We start from the raw sequence: 22,306 nt of genomic DNA on the forward strand, positions 1-22,306 counted from the left end.
AACTCATTAGGTGCGCTCCGCAACCGCCGCCGCCCTGCTCGGGCCGCGCCGATCGTGACGCTTACAGCCGTGGGAGGACCTCGCGTGCCACCAGCCCGAGCATCTCGGGTGCGGTCGCGGGCGGCATTGGGCACAGGACGACCATGTCGGCGCCGGCGTCGAGGTAGCGGCCGATCTTCGCCGCGCACTCCTCTGGGTCACCGGCGATGGCGAAGTCGTCGACCCAGACGTCGGGCATCTCGGCCGCCACTGTCTCGGGGGAAGCGGGCAGCATGGCGGTGAGGGTGGCGCTGGCGTCGCCATAGGCGTCGGTAAGCGGCCCAGGCCCGATGGCCGCTAGGCGCGAAGCGAGTACCTGTCGCATTGCCGCTTTGGCCGCACCGCTGTCGGGCAGGCATGACAGGAACACGTAGACCGCTAGGTGGGCGGCCCCATTCGGTCGGTCCTGGGATGTGCGCGCATGGAGCCCCTCGTCGACAAGCTCGCGTGCGTGGCGCACGTATTGCGGGGTCGCGAGCACCGACAGGAGGGCACCATCGCCGATCTCTCCGGCGAGGCGCAACATGTTGGGTCCACTGCCACCGACATACAGCGGAACCCTTCTGGCCACGGGGTGGACGAGCGACACATCGTTGAATGTGAAGTACTCGCCTTGTCGCGAGATGGTCTCGCCGTTAAGTAGGCCGCGCATTGCGGTGACGCACTCGCGCACCGCCCGAAGCGGCCGCGGCCAGTGCACGCCCATCTGATCGAGCTGCACCGACGGTCCCACACCGACAGTGGGGAGGAACCGTCCGGGGAAGGCCCGTGCGAGATTGGCGATCTCCATAGCGGCGATGGCCGGGTGGCGCACTGCCGCCGAGACCAACCCGAGACCGATCGGGATTTCTTTTGTGGCCGACAGAGCTAGCGCGGCGCTCGTCATGCCGCCATAGAAGAAGCAGTCCTCGGCGACCCAGAACTGCGCAAAGCCGAGTTCCTCGACTCGTGCTGCCAGGCCGCCGATCCGTTCGGGTGGCGTTCTGGTGAAGGCGAGAACACCGACCGGAGGGCGGGACGATTCAGTGTTCAGGGCCGCGCCCATCTCGCGTCGTGGCCGGGCATCAGGTGAGGATGGCGAGGTCGTGGTCGAGGGTGGTCCAGACTTCGAAACCAGTGTCGGTGACCAGACCGGTGTCTTCGACCATCATTCCGCCCCAACCTAACTCGTAATAGGGGGTTTCCAGGCACAGCACCATCCCGGCCTCGAGAGCGGTCGTGGCAGTCGGGCCGATCACAGGCCGCTCGTAGACCGACATGCCGATCGCATGGCCCACATGGTTACGCTCGTAGTGGGCGATTCCGCTGGCGCGGACAGTATCGACCGCCGTCGCGAACAGCTCATCGGCTCGTACGCCGGCGCGGGTGTGTTCGATCTCTACGCGCAGTCCTTCCCGGATCGCTTCGTAATAGGAAAGTTGTTTGTCAGTCGCGCCGCTGATGACCGCGGTCCGGGCAATGTCTGACCAGTAACCTTCGTATTGGCATCCGATATCGAGGCGCAGGAGGTCACCGGCCTGCAGTTCGCGTTCTGAGGCGATTGCGCCCGAAAAGGGGCTGCGTTCTCCGGATGTCACGACCAAAAAGCGTGGCTCGCCGCCACGTGCAACCATCGCCGCGGCCACGGCCCGAGCGACGTCACGCTCTCGGACGCCCGGTGCGGCCGTGGCGAAACCAGCACGAATCCCGTCCTCAGCGATGTTGCATGCGATCCGCAGCAGCTCTTGCTCGGCCGGCAGCTTGACTGTGCGCACGCTCAATAACCACTCGGTGGCGTCGACGGGTGCGTTCGCTCGATCATCGAAACAGCCCGCGACCCGCGCCGGCGACTCGATGCCCAGCACCCCATCGTCGCCCCCCGCCTGCTTGCACGCCGCCACAACTGCTTGCCTGAAACTGTTGTTGCGGCCACTGAACCCCGATGCCGGGCCGTCACCGGCGAAGAAGAAGCTGCCGAACGTGACAAGCCCATCGGGTTCGAAACCCCCGTCGATGGCGTTAGCCACCTCACCCGCTGGGATCACCAACAGCACCGCCGACGCGGACACCACCGCGGCCAACGGGTAATCGGCAAACAGTTTCGCGCTGATACTGCGAAACCCAGTCACATACGACACCGACTCCGGGGTCGTCGCAATCAGCACATCGAACGGAGCGGCAGCCAGCCGCTTCTGCAAATGGGAAGTACGTGCCGCCGCCAAGACACGCGCAGTGGCGAGATTACTTTCCATGAAACAATCCCCACCCGACCACAAACATCGACAACATTTCGAAGGTCTCGCTCTCCATAGATCGGTCCCATCTCAGCGATAAACGCGGATATGACGATCGTGGCGTTGCCTATCGTGACCTTGCAATGATGGTCTCGCACCACGGAACCCACGGCCTAACTAAACTCAGCTCCGGGAGCGGGATGGCCACCGGCTCGGCGAAGAGGGATCTACCGATCCCAGGTTCGCTTCAAATCGTCTTTGACCGTAATGTGCAACCGCCCCAGGCCTTCGGTCTCCAACTCGACACGGTCGCCGTCCATGAACGGATCTAAGCCTGCATGGTGGGTCCCGGTTGCGATCACGTCGCCGGGTTCGAGGTCATGGGCAGAAGAGATCAGTGCGATGCATTCAGGAATCTTGTGAGCCATCGACGAGGTATTGAAGTCCTGCTTGAGGACGCCGTTGTTGTATAGGCGCACATTCTTGCTGTGCGGGTCACCGAACTCGTCTGCGGTAACGAGGAACGGACCGATCGGAGCGAAGCTGCGCCGCGACTTACCTTGGTAAAACCCGCGACCCAGGCCTCGGGCCGAGCCGTCGATGAAGTTCGTGTAACCGAACACGTAGTCCATGGCGTCTTGCTCCGTGACGTTTGCGGCGTGTCTTCCGATGACGAGAGCCAGTTCGGCCTCGCCATGGATCACCGACGCCGTCGGCGCCGAGGAAAGGTCCATGACGTCTCCGTCGCCGATAATGCAGTTGGGCGACTTATTGAACGCATCGATCGGTGTCGCTTCAGGGGCATAGGTGTCGATGTAGTTCACCGCCATGCACACAATGTTTCGCGGAAACGGAATTGGGGGTCGGATGCGGACAGACTCGAGCGGAACTCCTTCGGCAGTGGAAGCCAGGTTTGCGATGCTGTGCTGCAGTTGATCGAACTCGGTGATAACGGCCATGATGAGGTCCTGGGGAGTCAGGTCCGGCAGTCCGCTTGTCACGGCTGAGACATCGACCACCTGGTTAGATTCTGGCTTCAAAACGCCAAGATTGAACTCGTTGAAAAATAGCAGCTTCAATGTCCTTCTCCCATATGATCGAGCGTGATGTTGGCCAGTTCCATTCCAAGACAGGATCATTCAGCCCGGCGTCGGCCGCTTCATGGTTCGCATGGTTATTGATTTAGCTCGAGTCCAGCGAGCGAGAGCTGGTGTGCCTCGCAATATTGGCGGATCAGGGCCATCCCGTAATCGTTGCCGTTGGGTGTGCGCATCAGGGTGTGGACGTGGAACCGCATGGCGGTTGGGTTCGAGAGGAAAACTCCTGCGTGATGGTCGAATTCGATAATGGTCACCGGGCTCTGGATCCGGTAGTAGAACGGGTCATCCGGACCGGCGCCGCCGATCCAGCAGAAGTGAGTGTTGTCGAGATGCTTTTCGACATCAGCCATTCGGGCGGCCCGTGGGCCGTCGGGTAAATGTCGGTGGTAGACCTCGATGAGTTCGACAAGCTTGTCCCGCGCGGCAGCGTCGAAGCCGGCAACCGGGGCTCCTTCATAGGGGATGATCCGGTTGTCCTGGCTCAATCCACACAGATGGAGGTGATCATTCGGAACAAGCCGACCGGGCGGCACCGCGGGATCGTACGCGCTGGGGAAGAGCACCACCCGCTCGCGTAGCTCCGGCGAAAGCACCTCGAATAGCTGCACCGCGAGGCTTTCCTCGTCGACGAACAGCTTTAGGCCTCGGCGTGGGCCATGGTCGACCTCGTTGGGCTCGGCTCCCCAAAAGCAGGGAGTCATGACCATCTGCGCGCCGATTATCTGACAGTTCATCACGACGTGATGGCCGTGCAATTGCCAGCCCCATGGTTCGGTCAGCGACGGATCGCCAAAAAGTGTGAAGTTGTAGCTGTATTCGTTCATGATCCGCGGTGCCGCCACGAGCGTCCCGAGGAACGCGTTCATGTACATGCAGTCCCGCAATTTGGCGTAGCCGATTTCGCTCATGGTGGTCTTGAGGAAATCGAATATGGCGGTTCGGGTTTCGGCGTTGACCTCGTCGAGCCGCAGTCCGTGCCGAAAGATATATATCTCCGGATTGGCCCAGCGCCGCCGCTCCACCGAGGTCAGCGGACGAACGAGCTTGGCGCGTTCGCTGGGGGTAACGGTCGACAACAAATTGTTCGCCGCCTTGAGCATTGCGGCTATTGGCGCGTCCTCGGCGGCGAGCTCGAAAAGCCCCGGCTCGACCGTCCCATCGACGGTCACGCCCTGGAACGGAACATTGGTCCGCGCAACGATCCTGTCCAATGGGTTGTCTGCACCAAGGCTCAGAATCCGGCCGATGATGTTGTCCGAGTAGGTTTCTGCATCAGCGTCGAGGCCGATGTAGCGTGGCGAATCCTCCTGCGGGACGAACTCCCGAAATCTCGCGGTCATTCCTTGTCCTCCGTTCCACGTGGCTGGCCGCCGCGGATGGGATCGCACACTGCGGTCATGGCGCCTTCCAACGACGCTAGGTTCGGTTCGATGACTGGCACATCGGGGAGATACCGGGCGGAGGCGGCCGGATCCTTCAGACCGGAAGACGTCGCCAGCACGACGACGGTCTCCGACGGGGTGATCCAGTTGTCCGCCCTCAGCTTCTCGACAGCCAGCAGTGGCATGGCCGCCGCGCCCTCGACGTACAGACCGTGCGTGGCCGCGAGTGTTTGTTGCATGCGGGCGATCGCGTCGTCGGATGGTTCGGAGACCGCGGTGCCGGCGGTTGTCCGTAGCGCCCGAAGACCCTGGTAGGGGGCAACTGGCGTCGCGATCGAGAACGCCATCGACGGCCGCACCGGCACCCTCGTGCCCTCACCGTCCGGGGCGGCCAGGTTCGCGGCGTAGGCCCCAAAGGGGTCGACGGCAACCATGCGCGGCACCCGATCGGCAAGCCCGAGCGCTCGCAAATCCTCGAACCCGCGGACGATGGCGGACAGCGAGTCACCGTACCCGCTGGGCACCACCACGACGTCCGGTTCCATACCGAGCTGTTGCCATAATTCGTAGGCGATGGTCTTGTAGCCGTCGACACCGAAGGCGTTTCCCCCGATGGGCGGGTCGGTGTACCCGGACAACGCCACCCACCCCAGGCTGTCTACCGCCTGACGCATCAGCGTCCACCGGTCAGGACCCGAGGCGACAGCAAGGACGGTCGCTCCGTACATCTGCATGACCGTCTTCATGGTCGGCGGTACCGAGGAAATTGTCAGGATGACGCAACGCAGCCCGGCAGCGGCGGCGTACGCGGCGACCGCTGCGCCAGCGTTTCCACTCGAAGACGCGACGACGGTGCTGGCTCCTGCTGCCACCGCCTTCGAGACGGCAACGGCTGCGAGCCGGTCCTTAAATGACAGTGTCGGATTCCGGGATTCGTCTTTCACCCATAAGTTCTCGACGCCGAACTTGCATCCAAGGCGGCCAATGCGGAGTAACGGTGTCTGCCCTTCTCCCAAGCTGACGGCAACGTCGGCAGCAGCCAACGGGAGGAGGTCGCGGAAGCGGAAGATGCCGGGCTCGTCCGGGCGGTCCGGCAGCGGGCCCGGGGTGACCGAGTAAACGGGCGCGAGGTTGACGCCAACACCGGCGGATCTGCAGGCGTTGCAGCCGGCGGAGACGTCGCTCTCCGCGGCTGTCTGCCCGCATCGCGGGCACGCCAGCATTCCGGCATAGGACGCGGGCATTAGCGGAGGATCTCACTCTCCATAGCGCGGGCCCATCTCGGCGATAAACGCAGACATCATGTCGATGGTCTCGGAAATCGTGTCAGTCGCGAAGATGAGTCCCGCCAACGTCGTGACGCCCGCGGCCCGGTAGGCGTCGATTTTGCTGGCCACGTCCTCGACCGTGCCGACCAGGTTCCGCTCGACCAGCTGGTCTTGCTGACCGGCCAGCGTCGAGGACGAAAGGGAGCGGAGGTGACGGTAGAACTCCGACCCGTTGAACGCCTCGACGGCCGCCTCTCTCGTCGCGCCCAGATAGACGCCAAGCTGCAGGGCGCAGTCGAACCCTTCCATGTTCCTGCCCGCCGCCGCCCGCTGCTCGCCTATATCGGCGAGCCCCGCACTAATCTCCTCGGGCAGCAGGCACCCCGGCATCCAGCCGTCACCGAGCAGGGCAGCCCGTCGGCGACTTCCCTCGGAGTTGCCGCCCGACAGAATCGGCAGGCGCGACTGGACGGGCTTCGGGAACGACTCCACATCCTCGAACGACACCCACTTCCCCGCGTAGGTGGCACGGCGGTTATCGAGCAACGCCCGCAGCCCTTCCACCGACTCGCGCGCATAGGTTCCACGCGGCGGCGGCGCGTCCAGCCGCAAGCACTCCTGCTCCTCGCGATAAGCGCCAATACCGACGCCAAGGATCAGGCGCCCGCCTGAGAGCTGATCAAGCGTCGCAACGTGTTTCGCCAACACAACAGGGTGCCGAAACGGCAGAACCGTCACACCAGTCGCAAGACGGATCCGGCTGGTGCGTGCGGCGATAAACGCAAGATACGCCCATGGATCCAAGAAACTCGGAGGATCGGGGAACCTACGCCGGATGTACTCCGGCGTCGAAAGATGCTCGTTCGCCCACACCGAGTCGAACCCCAGTTGCTCCGCCGTAACGGAAAGCCCGATGGCCTCCTCGACCGAGGCATAAGGAACCGGATAGTTGATTCCCTCAGTGCAAGTGGGAACCGCGACACCAAACTTCATCGTCGCAGTCTGAAACTCCCAACACCCTCTCAGCTACCGAGGTTCCACGGACAGGAACCACACTCACACTCGGCCCGGCACGGCCGCGTCCCCATCGGGGTGATGGAACTGAATCAGGCCCATTGGATGACGTCGTCGACTGGCAGCGTTGGCAGTCGATCGATCCAGGGTTTGTCTGGCGGGTGGCCGATGTTGACCGTCGGGATGGCGTGCAACCACTTCGACCGCCTGCGTTGGCCGGACCGGCGCTCGACGTCTGACACGGCCACAGCATTGTCAGTGGCGATTCTGGAGGGCCAGCCGCGTTGGTTGGGTACTCAGCGCGCGAGGATGCGGCGCAGGGCGGTGGTGAGCGCACCAGCGGGATCGCTCGGGCGGTGGTGTGCACGCCAGGCGACGTGGCGGTCGGGTCGTACCAGAACCGCTCCGTCATGGCCGACTTCGCGCCGATCGGCCCATTCGAAGTACGGATCACGGATCTCGGGGCCGCCGATCTGGTGGACGACAATTTCGACACTCAGCGTCGCAGAAGCCTGTCTGGCGGCTTGGCGCCATCCCGTGTCGTCGAGCCCGACGAGAAGGGCGAACTGCAGTCCGTCGATCAGATCAAGGGTGGACAGGGGTACTCGTTCGCGTTCGATACGCGCGTGCGCGACCCGTGCGCCGGGGCGGGTGCCGGGATGGTAGTCGAGCCACGGGTCGCCCGGAGGCTCGTCCGCTGGGTGGTCGTCGTCGACGATCGCGCCGTCCCGGTAGCGGTATCCCAGCTCGAAGCCCAAGGCATTGAATAGTTTGTCCTGCACGCCTAGCGCCGCGCGCACCGTCGCGCGGCGCGCGTCGCCGATCGGGCCGGGATCGTCGAGCTCGGCCAGGGCCGCCCAGCCCTCTTCTTCGGTCTGTCCCGGACGCAGACCCAAGCTCTCCTCGAAAGCCGCGCTTTCCACAGTGGTTGACACCGCACGTTCGACGGTGGCCGCATCGACCGGCTGCCGTTCGGTGTTGTAGGTGTTGAGCAAGGCTTCACCGGCCACCCCCCGTTCGACCAGCGCCAGCTTCCACGCCAGGTTGAACGCGTCGGCGGCCGACATGTTCAGCCCCATCCCGGTCGTCGGCGGGTGGCGGTGCACGGCATCGCCCATGCAAAAGATGCCGGCATTGCTGAACTTTGGTGCGATCAGGTTGTTGATTTGCCAATCGGCGATACCCAAGATTTGGACGCCGGCGACGGGCTCGCCGACGAACGCCTCGATGTAGCCGATGGCTTCTTCGTTGCTCATCTGAGCCAGGTCGGTGACCGTGGGATCGTAGAAACGCGACAGCACGAACTCGTTGAACTGCTCATAACAGATCAGGAGGCCCCCGCGGCGCGGCGGCTGCGGGCCCGGGTACACACTGCTGACCAGCACCGCTGGTCGATGTGCAAGGTAGGGACTCAAGTCGGCGCGAAACCAGATGTTGGCCGCATGACCGAGCCCTGTCTGCCCCTGCACGGTGAGCCCCGCCATCTGCAACACCGAGGAACGCGCGCCGTCAGCACCGATCACATAGCGCGACCACACGGTGTAGCTGAAGTCACCCCCGGCCACACGCACCGTGCTTAGATAGCCGCCGTCGCACCGCCGGGTCTCCACCAGCTTGTGACCGAACGCCACATCAGAACCCTGACGGCGCACGATATCCACAAGCACCGGCTCAAACCGCGTCTGCGGACAGTTCAGCATCGTCGCTGGGCTGGCCCGCCGGTACGCCGCATTGACGTGCGCCTCCGTACCCCATGTCTCCTTGCGCACGACGTCCGGGCGAGTCAACGTCGTCACCCATAATCGATTAGCCATGCCTTCGTGCGGTGTCGACGCCGCCTCCAGATCCTGCTGTCCACCCAGGTGGCGCACGATCTCGACGGTGCGCTGATTAACTATGTGTGCGCGGGGGGTGTGGGCGGTTCCGGGATACCGCTCGATGAGCAGATGATCCACGCCGTATGACCCCAACGCGGCAGCGCAAGTCAGGCCTGCTGGCCCAGCCCCCACGACTAGTGCGAACGTGGTTTGATCCGCCGCCCACCTCACCATCGCAGCCCAATCCCAATTCCGTCATGCAACACGTGCGAGCAACTCTCGGCTCGGGTTCTTCGACATCGCGTCGTCTACCTCAAAGTGCTTGGCGCGCTTGAACGGAGCGCGGGGTAGCCGATGTTGACCGCCAGAATGGCGTGTAAGTTCCGAAGGTGCCTGCGGGTCCTTGTCTGGCTCACCCGAAGTCCTACAACGGTCGGTTCATCCTCATACCGTATTCGCCTACGCGGCAGGAACGACTTCCACCGGAAGGCTTTCCAGGCCACGGAGTGTGTTGCAGAGCCTGAACCGCGGCTCACCCGTCAGCCGCCAGCTCTCGATTCTCCGCGCCAACGCGGTGAACAAGGCGACACCCTCCATCCTGGCGATGTTCTGCCCAACACAGACATGAGCACCCCAGCCGTAGCCGACGTGGCCACCGGTCTTGCGCCGGATGTCGAACGTGTCGGGGTGGTCCCAGTGCCGCGGATCCCGGTTGGCCCCTGCAAAGAAAACGAGCACCTTCGCGTCGGCCGGAAGCTCGCAGCCGGCCAGCGTCGTTGAAGTCGTGGTGGTGCGGAAGAAGCCCGGAACCGGCGACTCCCACCGCACGACTTCCTCGAACGCGTTTCTGGCCAAGTGATGGTCTGCCCGCAAGAGGCTCCACTGCTCTGGATGGGAAGCGAAGGCGCGGATGCCGAAGGCGATCGCGCTCACAGTGGTGTCGATTCCGGCCGACAGGAACGCCCGCATGAGGAGCGAAGCGTCTTCTTCGCTCACCTCCCCGGTGTCCACGCCCTCATACATACGTGCGCCGATGCCCTCAGGACCGAATGCCGAGCGGACGGTGTGCTGGGCGACCCAGCCCATTAGTTCTGGTGCGTCCTTCAGTGCGGCCTGAAGCCGTGCGTTCATCGGACCCATCCCGTTAAACGCGAGTGAACCGAAGGCAAGGAGCTTGTCCTTGACGTCACCCTGAAGCCCCAACGCTTTTGGAAACACTTCGGTCGGGAACACTTCGGCGAGGTCGGCGACCGCGTCGAACCTTCGCCGCTCCACGAGCTCCTCGGCGAGTTTCTCCGCCCTTTGGTTGAACGTTGTCTCGAGGACACGCAGTGCGCTTGGCGAAACTAGTCGCCCTACAACCCGGCGATTGACGGTGTGGAGCGGAGGATCGATCTCGAGCAGAATGCTCGACGGACGCCACGACTGACCCGTCTTCAGATTGTCGAGGCCCACCCCAGCGGCGGACGAGAACGTGTCATGGTCGCGAAGCACGGCTCCAACCTCCTCGTGCCGGGCTACCGCCCAGACGCCGAGCGCCTCGAGGTACACGACGGGACCCAGCTCGCGGAGCTGTTCGAGAAACGGAAACGGATTCGTCAGGAACTCCTCCGAGAACGGGTCGATGTCCGAGCTACAGAGTGCTGTTGGCGTCGGTCCGTCGCTCATATCTCCTCCGTTGCTCTCGCGGCGAGACGATCGTGGCGCCGCCCATCATGACGTTGCAATGGTGGTCTCGCATCACGGAACCCACGGCGCACCCAGAGCTAGTCCGAGTGGGTCGGGCAGCCGTCGGGGATTCCGCGAGCGCACAAAGACGCTGTGGGCCATGAGTCAATTGGTTCCCTCATTAGCAATCGTTAACAGTGGCTGACGCGTGATCGTTCGTGTTGGCCGCTAGATCGGGTGAGCCCGGGGATGATCACCTCATCGACGAGAGTTTGCACCGTGCGACGGGTGGGCGGCTGGCCGGCGGTTATAGAGCGGAAGATCAAATACCCCGGCAAGAGGTCCCAGAGTTCGTCGGTGACATTAGCTGAGCTGATCTCACCCCGGTCGATCGCCTGATGCACCACATGCAGGATCATTACCTTCAGCTGGTTGACGAACTGATGCTGCAGGGCGTCGTTGAATGCTGGGTGCCGCGGCACTTCAGCCAGCACGGCCCGCAGTGTGCCGGCATGTTCGCGGACCTTCGAGCGGATCATCTCGCCGACACACAACAAATCCCCGCGCAACGCGCCGGTATCTGGTGGCACCGCGACTTGGCGCACGCCCTCAATGAACGCGGCCAATACCAATTCGGCTTTCGAGGGCCACAGCCGGTAAACGGTGGCCTTGCTGGCGCGGCCGTTAGAAGCGACAGCATCCATGGTTAAGCGGTCATAGCCATGCTCCTGCAGAAGGCGCAAAGTCACCGCAAGCAATTCTGCCTCCCGAGGCGGCCGTGACGATGACGCGCCAAACCGGTCCGTCCTTTCGGGCATAGCGCGATTGTGGCAAGTCAACATTGACGCAGCCGTGGTAGTTCCGTCGGACGGAACTACCACGATCATGGGATGGCCCGCTCCAATACGATCGCGCCAGACCAGCGGGTCGCGAATCACTTTCGAGAGGTGCGGCGGATGGGACGTCAGTCATCGAGACGTCGTAGCTCGGTCACGGTGCTTGCCGCAGCGCTGCTCGTGAGCGGAGAACCAATGACGCTGATACCGCGAGCGCACGCCGCTCCGGCGCCCGAGGTCGAGTATGTGTACGACGTGGCAGTGCGGCGGCACTACAACTTTCCTAACAACGACGCGATCGGGTACGGCCGCGGAATCTGCGACAAGGTCAGGGGTGGCGACAGCTATGCCAAAGTGATGGGTGACGTCAAGAGTGAGGTGACGCCCAGCGACGAGTTCGCGGCCAACTATTTGGTGTCGTACGCGGTTAACTTGTTGTGCCCCGACTTAATTTGGCAGCTACGTAAATCGGCGGCGGGCTATCGGCCTCCCCCGCAGTAGCCGCGGCGCGCAGCGGCGGCCCAATTCCGGTCAGGCAGGCCCGATGTGAAGGTGCCGCTCCAATGCGGGGCCGGCTCCCGAGTTATTCCGGGTGGCCGTAAACAGCGACGACAACGCTGCGACTCGGGCTGTTCTCCGACCACACCCCCATCCGGGTGTACTGGCAATCCTGCATGATCGCCAGGTCCTGCGGGTTGTAGTACCACTGATTCAGAATGTCCATGTTGTTGATGGCAATCGACGGGTTGATCGCGACCGTCTCGGCCACCCTGCCGTGAAAACCGGCCGCTTGCGCGCGGTCTTGAGCAGTGGATCCGTCTGAGCCGATGTCACCGTCAAGGGCCCCGTTGTTCAGTACATCGAGCGTGTGCCACTGAGCTGCAAGCCGCAGGGGTGGGCTGACAATCACATTGTTGGTGCATCCGGCTTGATGCTGAATCGTGTAGACGTTGGCAACAACGCTGTTGTTGAGCCGGTTGTTGTCAGCGCGTGCCGTTGACGTGGCCGAGACTTGACCGATGACCGGAATGGTCACGACGGTCAACAGCGCCGCAAAACGACTGAAGTAGGTCGTAGTTGCCATTGTTATGCCTCCTCGAACACCTCGCAGGCATAAGAGTGAACGCCTCAACGCCAGGAGCGGAAGATCAGGACCAACCTGCGGAACTGTGCTGGACCGGGCGGCTTGGCGACGAGAGGATCCATGCCTGTCCTATTTGGCGCCTTCAGGGAGGGACACGTGGCTGACGATGATGCCGCCGACGACGTGGATGCTTTGTCGGGCTGCGACGACCCGCAGGACCAGCCCACCGATGCGCGCGATGGCGCGGTCTCCGATCACACCGATGCCCCCTCGAACCCATCCTCGGGCGTGCGACTCGCCGCGGTTTTCGCAGTGGTCAGCGTCCTCGCGTTGAGTGGTACGGGCGGCTGGCTGGGGTGGCGGGCCTACCGGGATCATCAGGCGCAGGAGCTACGCAGCCTGTTCTTGCAGACCGGTCGCCAGGCTGCCTTGAATCTCACCACGATCGACTACGGCCAGATCGAGGCAGACGTTCAGCGCATCCTCGATTCGGCGACCGGCAACTTTTACGACGATTTTCAGAAGCGCTCCCCGGCGTTCGTGAACGCCGTGCAGCAAGCTCAGGCGAAGTCCGAAGGGACCATCACCGCGGCGGGGCTTGAATCCGAGCACGGTGACCAAGCACAGGTACTGGTCGCGGTCACGGTCAAATCCGCCAACGCTGCGGCGGCCGACCAACCGCCGCGCGCGTGGCGTATGCGCATCGACGTGCAACGCGTCGGCGCCGGCGCCAAAGTCTCCAATGTCGAGTTTGTGCCATGACAACGAGAACCGCCGACGCGGCTGTAACAGGCACGGAGATGGAAGAAAAGGTGCCCGCCGGTACCCAAAGCCCGTCCACCGACGACGGCAAGTCGGACAACGGCTCCGGAACACCAGACGAAGATGTAGCCCCGACCGATAACGGTGGCGACGACGATAGCTTCGAGGCCCCGGGAGTCGACGCCACGGGCTCGGGTGCGGGCGACGGCAGACGCATCAATTGGGGCAGGGTGCTGGTATTCGGGGCCCTGCCCGCACTGGCACTGATATTGGCTGTGGGTACGGGCTATCTCAAATGGGTGGACTCCGCGGCCCGCGAATCGCAAACGGCCACAGCCGAGTCTGTGCGCGCTGCCACTGAGAGCATGGTCGCGCTGTTGTCGTATAAACCCGACACGGTAGAGAAGGACCTTGGCGGTGCGCAGGACCGGTTGACCGGTGATTTCAAGAACACCTATACGTCACTGATCCACGACGTGGTAATCCCGGGATCGAAACAGAAGCAGATCTCTGCATTGGCGAATGTTCCTGCCGCGGCACCAGTTTCGGCGAATCCCAATCACGCGGTGGTTTTGGTGTTCGTCAACCAGACAGTGACCGTGGGCAACGATCCGCCCACGAGTACCGCGTCGAGTGTGCGCGTCACCTTGGACAAGATCCGCGGACGATGGTTGATTTCTCAATTCGACCCCGTATGAGTCGTCAGCGGCTACCCGCTGGGGCGTCGTTGATACCTGTCGTGTCCGCAAGCGGGACACAACGCGGGTGCTAGATCGTCGACATAGCGGACGGTGGTGTTAGCACTGTGTAGTCGCGCAATGTTAACGACGAGTTGTCCCGCACGCTCCACGCCACAAAGGCCAGGCCGGGTGCCGACGAGGGGTGGATATCACCACCGCGTCGGTGCTGATCGCCCCAGTCTTCTTGGTGGCCAGGAAAAGTCGGCCCACACCCGAGCGCCACGTCAGCTCAGCGGCTGAATAGCACAGGACGGCAACGGCATTGAGGAGCTGTGCGTCGGCCATGTGGACACGCAAGCCTCTTTAGCGATGGCAGCCAGCTTCGCCGACCTCGTCGGTTCTGTATACCGCAGCCCGTCGGGGTCGCCCGCGTAGTTCTCAACGTAGCGGGATGCACGCTGTGCATGTCGCAGACCTTTCGATGAATGGCGGCCCGTAACGGCCCGAGCCGACCTCGGCATTGATGCCCGGCAGCGCGACGGGCACCCCTACCCACGGTGCGCCGACGGACGCATTGTCGCGGGCGAACGAACCCGAGCAGGAGTCGGGCGTGGAGGACCGCCATCAACTACACCCCCTGTTTGCGAACAAGGTTCGGCAGAACAGAGATTCTTCCGGGATGCGGAACGATACTGGATGTTGATGCAACGTCCCTGTTTGGCTGAAGGCGCACGGCGCTCGTGACGTCGATTGGAGGTGGAGTGTGACAGTGGATCTCGATGCAATCGCCGGTGACGTCGAGCGCGGTCGCGTGGACCCGCGGATCTTCTTTGATCAAGACATCTACCGCCAGGAACTCGAACGCGTCTTTCGGCGCTCATGGCTCTACGTCGGACACGTATCCCAAGTGCCCAATCCAGGTGATTACCTGGCCAACAAGATGGGCGAGGACCCAGTAATCGTCGTGCGCGACCGCAAAGGAGCGTTGCACGTTCACCTCAACCGATGCCGCCACCGGGGCAATCTGGTCTGCCCGTTCGATCGGGGCAAGGCCAGCGTCTTTACCTGCAGCTATCACGGCTGGACGTACGGCAACGACGGAAGCTTGAAAGACGCTCCATTCTTCGAGGTGAGCTACGACGGGGTGCTCGACAAGAACAAGTGGGGCTTAATCTCGGTGCCGCATGTCGCCGAGTACGGCGGGCTGATCTTCGCTTCCTGGGAATCGGAGCTGACCCTCGACGAATATCTGGGTGACATCCGCGAATACCTCGACTGGGTATTGGTACGGGCATTCGCCGGCGGCATCGAGGTGCTGCCCGGGGCTCAGCGCCTCGTCGTATCGGGAAATTGGAAGCTGACCGCAGAAAACCTTGCCGGGGACGTCTACCATCCCTGGAGTTCTCACCTAGGCTCGCTGATGGTCAAAGACCCAGGAGCCGAAGAACCGGGCACTTTCAACAACCGGCACATGCGCTTCTATCACGCCAGCAGCGGCGCCAACAACGCACCAGCACACGGACTCATCGGTGCTCAGCTCTACGGCAATGCGGAGAACTACGACAAGCACATCGCCAAAACCTTCCTGGATCAAGAGGCGCTCGACTACATCGAGGAGCGCTACCGCAAGCTCAAGGAAGTCAAGCCCGACCCCCGTATCTATCCGGGCATTTTCATGGTGGGGAACATCTTCCCGAACATGGGCTTCATAGCGCGAGGCACCGCGGTCAATCAAACGGGGATCATGCAAATACATCCCGCGGGTCCGCGGAAAGTGGACTACTGGCAATGGGTCGTGGTCGAAAAGGATGCGCCCGAGTCGTTGAAACGTCGATCCGCCCAAGACCTTATCCGCACCCAATCCCCCTCGGGAATGGTCGAACCCGACGACTACGAAAACTTCACCCGCATGAACGGAGCCGCCGGCTCACCGGCATCGTTGCGTTACGCGCTGAACTACGAGATGGGAATGGGTGTCCGACCGCCGCAGGAGTACCTCGACGCGCACTTTGAGGAACTGCCCGGCCAGACTGCCTTCGGATACTCGGATTTCAACCAGCTCGCTATATATCGGCACTGGGCGCAGTTGATGAGGAGCTGACTGACCATGTCCACCGGCATCGACAGCCTCGTGCGCGAAGTCGAGCAGTTCCTTTTCCACGAAGCGCTGCTCTTGGACGAGGGCCGCTACGAGGAATGGCTGGAACTACTCACCGACGACGTCTGGTACTTCTGCCCGCTCATCGAATTTGTCGATGGCGTCGACCCGTCAGTGGTTGAGCGTGGCGGACACTACTTCGACGAGAATAAGCAGTCGCTGCGCAACCGATGCCAATGGCTGATGTCGCCCCACACTCATGTCGAGCATCCACCGAGTTTGAAGCGCCGCCTCATCTCCAATGTTCAGGTCCAGGAGCAGGACGAGGGGTGGGCGGCCCAATCGAACTTCATGCTCTGGCAGATCCGGTCCAGAGACACCGACGGGGTGTTTTTCGCCGGCCGGCGCCAGGACCGGCTCCGTCGCGAGGACGGGAATCTAAAACTTTGCGAGCGTCGGATCCAGCTCGCCCATCCAGTCCTGCCCCGCGCATTGTCGGTTCTTTTCTAGAGAAGCGTCGGCCCGCCGCCACGAGCGGAAACAGATTCCAGCGCAAAGAAAGTGAGCACCAGCATGGCACAGACGCTTTGGCTCGACCTGGCCGGCGCCGAAGTCCGCTATTACGATGTCGGAGGCATTCGCACACGCGCAATCGAAGCCGGATCCGGTCCCGCGTTGCTGATGATGCATGGTTCAAGCGGACACGCCGAAGCCTTCGCCAGGAATGTCGTTCCGCTCTCAGAACACTTCCACGTCATCGCTCCTGATTATCTCGGTTCCGGGATGACCGACTACCCCACGACCACCCCCACGATGCGTGACCGGGTCGATCACATGATCGGAATCCTTGACGCGGCGGGGGTGGACAAAGCCTGCGTGCTGGGCGAGTCATTCGGGGCCAGCCATGCATTGTCGGGGGCTCTGTGGCATCCCGATCGTGTCTCTAGTGTGATCGCGGTCGTCGGGGGCGGCCCCTTCATGGTCGACACCTCCGAAGCAGATGACGAGCGATTGGCGCAAGGGATGAAGCGCCTGCTGGAGGGCAATGCGCGCATCGTCGAGGAGGGCCCGACGATGGAAGGGGTGCGCGATCGATTGGCGTGGCTCTTCCATGAGCCCGAGAAGTCGTTGACTGACGAGCTGGCAGCACTTCGCTACTACTATTACCAACGCGATAACATCCGCCGCGCCAACGCCGATATCGTTGCGGCGCTGCGCCGGGGCGACACGGTTTCGGTGCCGATGACCCCCGAATCGTTAAGCCAGATCAAGCAACCGACGCTCTTCATCTGGACCGACCACAATCCCACCATTCCGACGGCGCAGGCGCTCAAAGCGAGTGAATACATCCCCGACGTGCAATTCGTTGAAATGGCCAATTGTGGCCATTGGCCGCAATGGGAGGACGCGCCGACCTTCAACAAGATCGTGACGGATTTCCTTCTTGGCGTGGAGGCTCGTCACAAAGACGAAGCCGCGGTGTAACGTTCGGCGACTCCGTCATTGTGAGTCAAGCGCGTTGCGCCACCACGTATCCGGCCATACGACTGCAGGTCAGATATGGCAGCCCGAAGGCGGGTGAAGAGGCTCGCTTCTGAATGGTGGAACATAATGTTCCCGTTGCTGCCCTCGTCGGCGAGGCTGTAAAGGTGTCAGCCGTGCCGACGACAAAACTGGGGGTGGCAGTACCAAACTGCACTGAAGGCCTGATGCATCCGTCTCCGTTTGCTTCGGCCGCCGATGCCGTCCAGTCGGGCGTGCGGGCCGAAGCCTTGGGCTTCGACTCGGTTTGGGGCAACGATCACGTCAGCACTCCCCGCTACGTGCGCAAGAGCTTGCAGGTCGGCGTAACCGTCGGCCGCACAAAAGAAGACGATGCCCAACCGCTTTTCGCTTCGCCATTCACCGAGGCGCCCTCCATTGGAAACTGAGAAGGGGTTCGGCGCCCAACTCGCCGTTGACCGCAGGATGCGTCTGCAAGACGCGATTGCCGACGCCGCCTTCGACGTGATCCTGCTGACCTCGGCCGAATCAGCCCATTACGCTTCTGGGTTCAGAAGTGTCGCAGCATCGGTCTTTTCGGATTACGCGATGGCTGCGGTCGTAACGCCTACGGATCTGTTACTGATCGTTGGTGCCGGCGACGTGGCGGCCGCCCTCGACAGTAACATCGCCGCCGATCAAATCCTCGCCTACGGGACCTTCTTCTTTGAAGGTCTCCAATCCGAGTCGATGCCCAGCAGGTACCCGGATTGCGCGACCGCAATAGCGGCGGCGATCTCGCGGGTGACGGGACCGAATTCTGTTCTCGCCGTGGAGTCGTCGGCTCGGACCCCGCTGATGACCTCCGGGCTGAAGTCCGGATTCGTGGATGCCACAGAATGGTTAATGGCCCTGCGAGCGGTTAAGCTTCCCGCCGAACAACAGCTACTCCGCAGCGCGGCAACCATCGCTGAGCAGGGTATCGCCGCCGGCATTACCGGGATCGTTCCGGGTTGCCGGGAGCGAGATATCGCTAGCCTGGTGGCGCAGACTATGGCCGCTAACGGTGGCGCACCCCGCTTCGTCGTCGTCACTTCGGGTGAGCGAAGCGCACTGTCGGACGCGTTCCCAACCAATCGCGCGATTGAACTGGGAGACTTGGTGCGCTTTGACATCGGTTGCGTCTACAACGGTTACTGGTCAGATATCGCTCGTACCGCTGTCGTCGGTCCGCCGAGTCCGACTCAGAGCTCCCGGTATGCGGCTCTGCTCGCCGGTCTATGGGCCGAAATCGAACATGCGCGCCCCGGCGTGACTGCAGGCGAGCTCTTCGGCGTCGGACTCAACACCGTTCGTGCCAGTGGGTTGGCAGGCTACCGGCGCCACCACGTGGGTCACGCGATCGGCCTATCGGTATACGAACGGCCGATCATTGCGCCGAATGTTGATACGATCCTGCAGGCTGGGATGGTCTTCTGCCTTGAAACCCCATATTACGAATTGGGCTGGGGCGGAATGATGGTCGAAGACACCGGGGTGGTAACCGAGAACGGCTTCGAGCTGTTCACCACCCTGGATCGCCAATTGGCCCTGGTGCCACGATGAGCGCAGATTACCTCGGATATCTGCGCTGCCCTCGATGCGCGCGCGACACACCTGAATCGTACGCGCCGCTCGGGTGCCGAAAATGTGCCGACGACAGCGGGGTCGGGGTTAACCTCGCACCGGCCTACAGACTTGCTCCCGGTCCCCTCCCGGTTTCCCCAGCAGCGCCGGGCATCTTCGCCTTTCGGCGAATGCTGCCGTTGACGCATCATGACGCCCCGGTCAGCTTGGGCGAGGGGCAAACACCGCTAATCCCCTTGGATCGGCTGGGACCGCGGCTCGGGATGAACCGGCTGCTGCTCAAGGACGAATCGCGGAATCCCACTTGGTCGTATAAAGACAGGCTGGCCGCCGTTGCAGTAACCAAGGCGGCCGCATCGGGAGCCCACACTGTGGTGGTCTCCTCGACCGGAAATCATGGCGCCGCGGTCGCCGCTTACGCGGCGGCGGCGGGTCTGAGCTGTGTCGTACTGACCTTGTCGAGCGTGCCACCCGAGATGCGCACGTTGATGCAGGCGTACGGGGCCACCGTAGTTGCCTACCAAAACAGCCGGCACCGCTGGTCGGTCATGAAGGCTGCAGTCGACGCTTTCGGCTGGACGCCCATCTCGGGACTGCTCAGCCCGCCGATCGGCTCCAATCCGTTCGGCATTGACGGATACAAAACCATCGCCTACGAATTGGCGCAGCAACTGGGCGAGACCCCAAACGTCGTGGTGGCGCCGGCAGCCTACGGCGACGGGTTAGCCGGTATCCGGCGGGGGTTCGCCGACCTCATCTCCTTCGGCATTGCCGACCGAATGCCGAGGCTGGTGGCGGTCGATCCCTTCGGCGCGTATGCGCGCGCGTTGAGTGTCGTCAACGGCGAACTACCCACCGTCCCCACGCAGCCCTCAATGGCGTTCTCGGTGGCGACTCCTGTGGCCACACACCAGGGACTGGACGCCATCCGCTCTACGAACGGAACAGCGGTCGCCGAGCCCAGCGACGCAGCCATCGCTGGTATGCAGCTCGAACTTGCCGCAGCGGAGGGTTTCTACGTCGAGGGCGCATCCGCGTTGACGTTGCTCGCGGCCCATCAGCTCGCGGATCGCGGATGGATTCGTGACGATGACAGCGTCGTGGTGCTATCGACTTCGACCGGACTGAAAGACCCGGGCGCCACAGCAAAGCGCCTACCCGACGTCTTGGTTCTGGAACCGTCTCTACGGGCGCTGGAAGCCGCGCTACCAGCGGGGGTTCGCCCGTGACAATGCGCATCGGCCTGCTGATTGCCGGAAGCCGCCGCGCAAGCGACGCAATGTCCCTGGCGCGGACCGCCGAACAGGCCGGTATCGCCGAGATATGGATTTCAGAGGATCCCAGCGAGAACGGCGCCTTCGTTGTCGCCGGCGCCATCGCTGGCGCCACCGCCAAAGCCAAAGTCGGCTTGGGGGTGATCAATCCGTGGCTGCGACATCCGATGCTCATCGCCATGGAGTTCGCCTCGCTTCGCGAACTGGCCCCCGGGCGAACGATCCTGGCCTTGGGCGCCAGCAACCCGGGATGGATACAGGAACGCTGCGGGGTCCCGTTCCGAGCGCCCGTGGCCGTGTTGCGCGAAGCTACTCAGATCATCCGCGCCGGGCTCGATGGCGAACGAGTCGACTTCGCCGGCCAACATTTCACGGTTGGCGCCAAGCTGAACCACGAACAAACTGAACCAGCGCAAATCCGTCTCGGCGTCAAGGGCTCCCAGATGATCACGATGGCTGCAAAGCATGCCGACGGCATCATCCTGTCGGTGATGAGCTCACCCAGATACGTCCGTTGGGTACGGGACAAGCTTCCAGCTGGCACCGACGTCTCCGCTTACGTCGTGGCGCTGTGCGGTCCGCAGGCTCGCTCCCAAGCCCTGCGCCCACTTGCAAAATATCTCGGCATCCAGGGAATCCGTGACATCACTCTCCAAGGAGGCCTTGACCCGGAGGCCGCAGAATACTTCCGCGAATCCTGGCTGTCGGGCCGCAACGCAGAGAGGTACATAACCGACGAAATGATCGATACCTTCACCGTCGCAGGTGATCTCGACGCGTGCATCGTCGGATTGGACCGTCTAGCCCGGGCCGGGCTGGATGCAGCCGTTCTCCTCGACCCGGGTGACGACCGTGTGGAAGACCTATTGCGGCTGGCAAACGCATATCAGCAACGCCACGCAGGAAAGGACCGGTAAGCGATGAAGCTGACCTTGTCATTCGCGTGTGACTGGTATGACCGCACCGAGGCGATCAGATCGGGGGAAGTCCGGCCGGTCGGAATCGATCTAATTCCGCTGACGATGACCCCCACCGAAACATTCTGGCGACTCACGCAGTGCCACGAGTTCGACGTCGCGGAGATGTCCCTGTCGGGCTTCATCATGCGCACTGCCCGGGGCGACGACCGCTACGTAGGCCTGCCCGTGTTCACTTCGCGGGTGTTTCGCCACGACGGCATCATCTTGCGTAAAGAGATTGAGTCAGCTCAGCAATTGCCGGGCAAGCGGGTCGCGGTACCCGAATACCATATGACGGCAGCGCTTTTCATGCGCGGCCTGCTGCTTGACGAATACGGAGTCGACCACCGCGACATCACCTGGATCCAAGCAGGGCACCACACCCCCGGCCGAATAGAGCGCGAGACAGTATCGATTCCGGACGTAACCATCGAAGTAGAACCCAACCGCACCATCGACGAAATGCTGCAGGACGGGTCGGTGGATGCCAGCCTCAATCCCTACGGATCAAGCCTGCTCGAGAAGCCGTATTCCCCGGTCCATCGGCTGTACCCGGATCCCTTGGCGGCCGAAATCGAGTACTTCGGTCGGACCGGCATATACCCGATCATGCACCTGGTCGTCGTCAAGCGAGAACTGTATGAGCGCCACCCATGGGTCGCGCTCAACCTCTACAAAGCGTTTGTAACCGCGAAAGACCTTTGCCTGGAACGGATGAAGGGGATCGGGGGGCATTCACCCGTGGCGTTGCCCGGGTTCTTGCACCGGCTCGACGAGGCCCGCAAGGTTCATGGGGATGATCTTTGGCCGTATGGAGTTGAGGCCAACAGAAAAACGCTGCAGACGGCGTGTCGATACTCCTTCGAGCAGGGGCTCAGTAGCCGGCTGGTAGTGCCCGAAGAGCTCTTCGCCGAGACATTGCGCGTGCCTCAAGCAATCGACTGAGTTGGCGGCTTCGTTACCAGAGACCGACCCCGGTTCCGTTGATCGAAACGACCGTCGTC

22 protein-coding genes are annotated in these 22,306 nt (G+C 62.6%); 11 read left to right on the forward strand and 11 right to left on the reverse strand.

The window, feature by feature from the left end; translation table 11 throughout:
• Positions 1 to 61: 61 nt before the first annotated feature.
• From A5695_RS15835 to A5695_RS15875, 10 genes are all read right to left on the reverse strand, one after another.
• Positions 62 to 1,084: an LLM class flavin-dependent oxidoreductase gene (locus A5695_RS15835; RefSeq protein ID WP_068083739.1), complete on the reverse strand. Its 1,023-nt coding sequence runs from the start codon at positions 1,082 to 1,084 to the stop codon at positions 62 to 64.
• 19 nt (positions 1,085 to 1,103) lie between these two features.
• A complete protein-coding gene (locus A5695_RS15840; protein WP_082946127.1) occupies positions 1,104 to 2,270 on the reverse strand; it encodes a Xaa-Pro peptidase family protein in 1,167 nt (388 codons plus the stop codon).
• 209 nt (positions 2,271 to 2,479) lie between these two features.
• The gene (locus A5695_RS15845; RefSeq protein WP_068083742.1) at positions 2,480 to 3,331 is read right to left on the reverse strand and encodes a fumarylacetoacetate hydrolase family protein; all 852 of its coding nucleotides are present in this window, start codon (positions 3,329 to 3,331) and stop codon (positions 2,480 to 2,482) included.
• A gap of 95 nt (positions 3,332 to 3,426) precedes the next feature.
• Entirely contained in the window at positions 3,427 to 4,692 is a 1,266-nt protein-coding gene (locus A5695_RS15850; RefSeq protein ID WP_068083744.1) for a DUF3500 domain-containing protein, read from the reverse strand.
• A complete protein-coding gene (locus A5695_RS15855) occupies positions 4,689 to 5,978 on the reverse strand; it encodes a pyridoxal-phosphate dependent enzyme (RefSeq protein WP_231974858.1) in 1,290 nt (429 codons plus the stop codon). The genes A5695_RS15850 and A5695_RS15855 overlap by 4 nt, the downstream gene beginning before the upstream one ends.
• A gap of 12 nt (positions 5,979 to 5,990) precedes the next feature.
• Complete coding sequence (locus A5695_RS15860) at positions 5,991 to 6,995, reverse strand: TIGR03619 family F420-dependent LLM class oxidoreductase (RefSeq protein WP_068083748.1); 1,005 nt, start codon at positions 6,993 to 6,995, stop codon at positions 5,991 to 5,993.
• 113 nt (positions 6,996 to 7,108) lie between these two features.
• A complete protein-coding gene (locus A5695_RS28605; protein WP_156749680.1) occupies positions 7,109 to 7,258 on the reverse strand; it encodes a hypothetical protein in 150 nt (49 codons plus the stop codon).
• 54 nt (positions 7,259 to 7,312) lie between these two features.
• A complete protein-coding gene (locus tag A5695_RS15865; RefSeq protein ID WP_068083750.1) occupies positions 7,313 to 9,067 on the reverse strand; it encodes an FAD-dependent monooxygenase in 1,755 nt (584 codons plus the stop codon).
• Positions 9,068 to 9,292: 225 nt separating this feature from the next.
• Positions 9,293 to 10,501: a cytochrome P450 gene (locus A5695_RS15870; protein ID WP_068083755.1), complete on the reverse strand. Its 1,209-nt coding sequence runs from the start codon at positions 10,499 to 10,501 to the stop codon at positions 9,293 to 9,295.
• 191 nt (positions 10,502 to 10,692) lie between these two features.
• Entirely contained in the window at positions 10,693 to 11,319 is a 627-nt protein-coding gene (locus A5695_RS15875) for a TetR/AcrR family transcriptional regulator (RefSeq protein WP_068083757.1), read from the reverse strand.
• 213 nt (positions 11,320 to 11,532) lie between these two features.
• Between A5695_RS15875 and A5695_RS15880 the strand changes: the two genes are divergently transcribed.
• Positions 11,533 to 11,838 carry a DUF732 domain-containing protein gene (locus A5695_RS15880; RefSeq protein WP_231974859.1) on the forward strand — a complete coding sequence of 102 codons (306 nt, stop codon included), beginning with the start codon at positions 11,533 to 11,535 and terminating at the stop codon, positions 11,836 to 11,838.
• Between the two features lie 82 nt (positions 11,839 to 11,920).
• Here A5695_RS15880 and A5695_RS15885 read toward each other — a convergent pair whose 3' ends face one another.
• On the reverse strand, positions 11,921 to 12,421 hold the full coding sequence (locus A5695_RS15885; RefSeq protein ID WP_369830196.1) for a CAP domain-containing protein: 501 nt from the start codon (positions 12,419 to 12,421) through the stop codon (positions 11,921 to 11,923).
• A gap of 183 nt (positions 12,422 to 12,604) precedes the next feature.
• On the opposite strand from A5695_RS15885, the gene A5695_RS15890 reads away from it, so the two are divergent.
• The 10 genes from A5695_RS15890 (at position 12,605) to A5695_RS15935 (ending at position 22,247) form a co-directional block, all read left to right on the forward strand.
• Positions 12,605 to 13,183, forward strand: a complete 579-nt coding sequence (locus A5695_RS15890) for a mammalian cell entry protein (RefSeq protein WP_369830197.1) — start codon at positions 12,605 to 12,607, stop codon at positions 13,181 to 13,183.
• Complete coding sequence (locus A5695_RS15895; protein ID WP_156749682.1) at positions 13,180 to 13,881, forward strand: hypothetical protein; 702 nt, start codon at positions 13,180 to 13,182, stop codon at positions 13,879 to 13,881. Before A5695_RS15890 ends, A5695_RS15895 begins: the two co-directional genes overlap by 4 nt.
• A 793-nt stretch (positions 13,882 to 14,674) precedes the next feature.
• Positions 14,675 to 15,964: a Rieske 2Fe-2S domain-containing protein gene (locus A5695_RS15900; protein WP_156749683.1), complete on the forward strand. Its 1,290-nt coding sequence runs from the start codon at positions 14,675 to 14,677 to the stop codon at positions 15,962 to 15,964.
• Between the two features lie 6 nt (positions 15,965 to 15,970).
• A complete protein-coding gene (locus A5695_RS15905; RefSeq protein ID WP_068083773.1) occupies positions 15,971 to 16,471 on the forward strand; it encodes an aromatic-ring-hydroxylating dioxygenase subunit beta in 501 nt (166 codons plus the stop codon).
• Between the two features lie 51 nt (positions 16,472 to 16,522).
• Positions 16,523 to 17,446, forward strand: coding sequence for an alpha/beta fold hydrolase (locus tag A5695_RS15910; RefSeq protein ID WP_082946130.1), 924 nt, complete (start codon positions 16,523 to 16,525; stop codon positions 17,444 to 17,446).
• 173 nt (positions 17,447 to 17,619) lie between these two features.
• Positions 17,620 to 17,892 (forward strand): hypothetical protein, encoded by a 273-nt coding sequence (locus tag A5695_RS28610; protein ID WP_156749684.1) that lies wholly within the window; start codon positions 17,620 to 17,622, stop codon positions 17,890 to 17,892.
• Positions 17,882 to 19,048, forward strand: a complete 1,167-nt coding sequence (locus A5695_RS15920; RefSeq protein WP_068083779.1) for a Xaa-Pro peptidase family protein — start codon at positions 17,882 to 17,884, stop codon at positions 19,046 to 19,048. Before A5695_RS28610 ends, A5695_RS15920 begins: the two co-directional genes overlap by 11 nt.
• Positions 19,049 to 19,239: 191 nt before the next feature.
• Positions 19,240 to 20,298 carry a pyridoxal-phosphate dependent enzyme gene (locus tag A5695_RS15925; protein WP_082946132.1) on the forward strand — a complete coding sequence of 353 codons (1,059 nt, stop codon included), beginning with the start codon at positions 19,240 to 19,242 and terminating at the stop codon, positions 20,296 to 20,298.
• 2 nt (positions 20,299 to 20,300) lie between these two features.
• Entirely contained in the window at positions 20,301 to 21,260 is a 960-nt protein-coding gene (locus A5695_RS15930) for an LLM class flavin-dependent oxidoreductase (protein ID WP_068083787.1), read from the forward strand.
• Positions 21,261 to 21,263: 3 nt separating this feature from the next.
• Positions 21,264 to 22,247, forward strand: a complete 984-nt coding sequence (locus A5695_RS15935; protein ID WP_068083790.1) for a hypothetical protein — start codon at positions 21,264 to 21,266, stop codon at positions 22,245 to 22,247.
• Positions 22,248 to 22,306: the final 59 nt, after the last annotated feature.

Source organism: Mycobacterium sp. E1747, assembly GCF_001667775.1.
Taxonomy (GTDB): domain Bacteria; phylum Actinomycetota; class Actinomycetes; order Mycobacteriales; family Mycobacteriaceae; genus Mycobacterium.

Excerpts from the sequence above, each read along its gene's own strand:
- A5695_RS15835 (WP_068083739.1), bottom strand. The coding sequence starts at position 1,084 with ATGGGCGCGGCCCTGAACACTGAATCGTCCCGCCCTCCGGTCGGTGTT.
- A5695_RS15840 (WP_082946127.1), bottom strand. The coding sequence starts at position 2,270 with ATGGAAAGTAATCTCGCCACTGCGCGTGTCTTGGCGGCGGCACGTACT.
- A5695_RS15850 (WP_068083744.1), bottom strand. The coding sequence starts at position 4,692 with ATGACCGCGAGATTTCGGGAGTTCGTCCCGCAGGAGGATTCGCCACGC.
- A5695_RS15855 (WP_231974858.1), bottom strand. The coding sequence starts at position 5,978 with ATGCCCGCGTCCTATGCCGGAATGCTGGCGTGCCCGCGATGCGGGCAG.
- A5695_RS15860 (WP_068083748.1), bottom strand. The coding sequence starts at position 6,995 with ATGAAGTTTGGTGTCGCGGTTCCCACTTGCACTGAGGGAATCAACTAT.
- A5695_RS15865 (WP_068083750.1), bottom strand. The coding sequence starts at position 9,067 with ATGGTGAGGTGGGCGGCGGATCAAACCACGTTCGCACTAGTCGTGGGG.
- A5695_RS15870 (WP_068083755.1), bottom strand. The coding sequence starts at position 10,501 with ATGAGCGACGGACCGACGCCAACAGCACTCTGTAGCTCGGACATCGAC.
- A5695_RS15875 (WP_068083757.1), bottom strand. The coding sequence starts at position 11,319 with ATGCCCGAAAGGACGGACCGGTTTGGCGCGTCATCGTCACGGCCGCCT.
- A5695_RS15880 (WP_231974859.1), top strand. The coding sequence starts at position 11,533 with ATGACGCTGATACCGCGAGCGCACGCCGCTCCGGCGCCCGAGGTCGAG.
- A5695_RS15885 (WP_369830196.1), bottom strand. The coding sequence starts at position 12,421 with ATGGCAACTACGACCTACTTCAGTCGTTTTGCGGCGCTGTTGACCGTC.
- A5695_RS15895 (WP_156749682.1), top strand. The coding sequence starts at position 13,180 with ATGACAACGAGAACCGCCGACGCGGCTGTAACAGGCACGGAGATGGAA.
- A5695_RS15905 (WP_068083773.1), top strand. The coding sequence starts at position 15,971 with ATGTCCACCGGCATCGACAGCCTCGTGCGCGAAGTCGAGCAGTTCCTT.
- A5695_RS15925 (WP_082946132.1), top strand. The coding sequence starts at position 19,240 with ATGCTGCCGTTGACGCATCATGACGCCCCGGTCAGCTTGGGCGAGGGG.
- A5695_RS15930 (WP_068083787.1), top strand. The coding sequence starts at position 20,301 with ATGCGCATCGGCCTGCTGATTGCCGGAAGCCGCCGCGCAAGCGACGCA.
- A5695_RS15935 (WP_068083790.1), top strand. The coding sequence starts at position 21,264 with ATGAAGCTGACCTTGTCATTCGCGTGTGACTGGTATGACCGCACCGAG.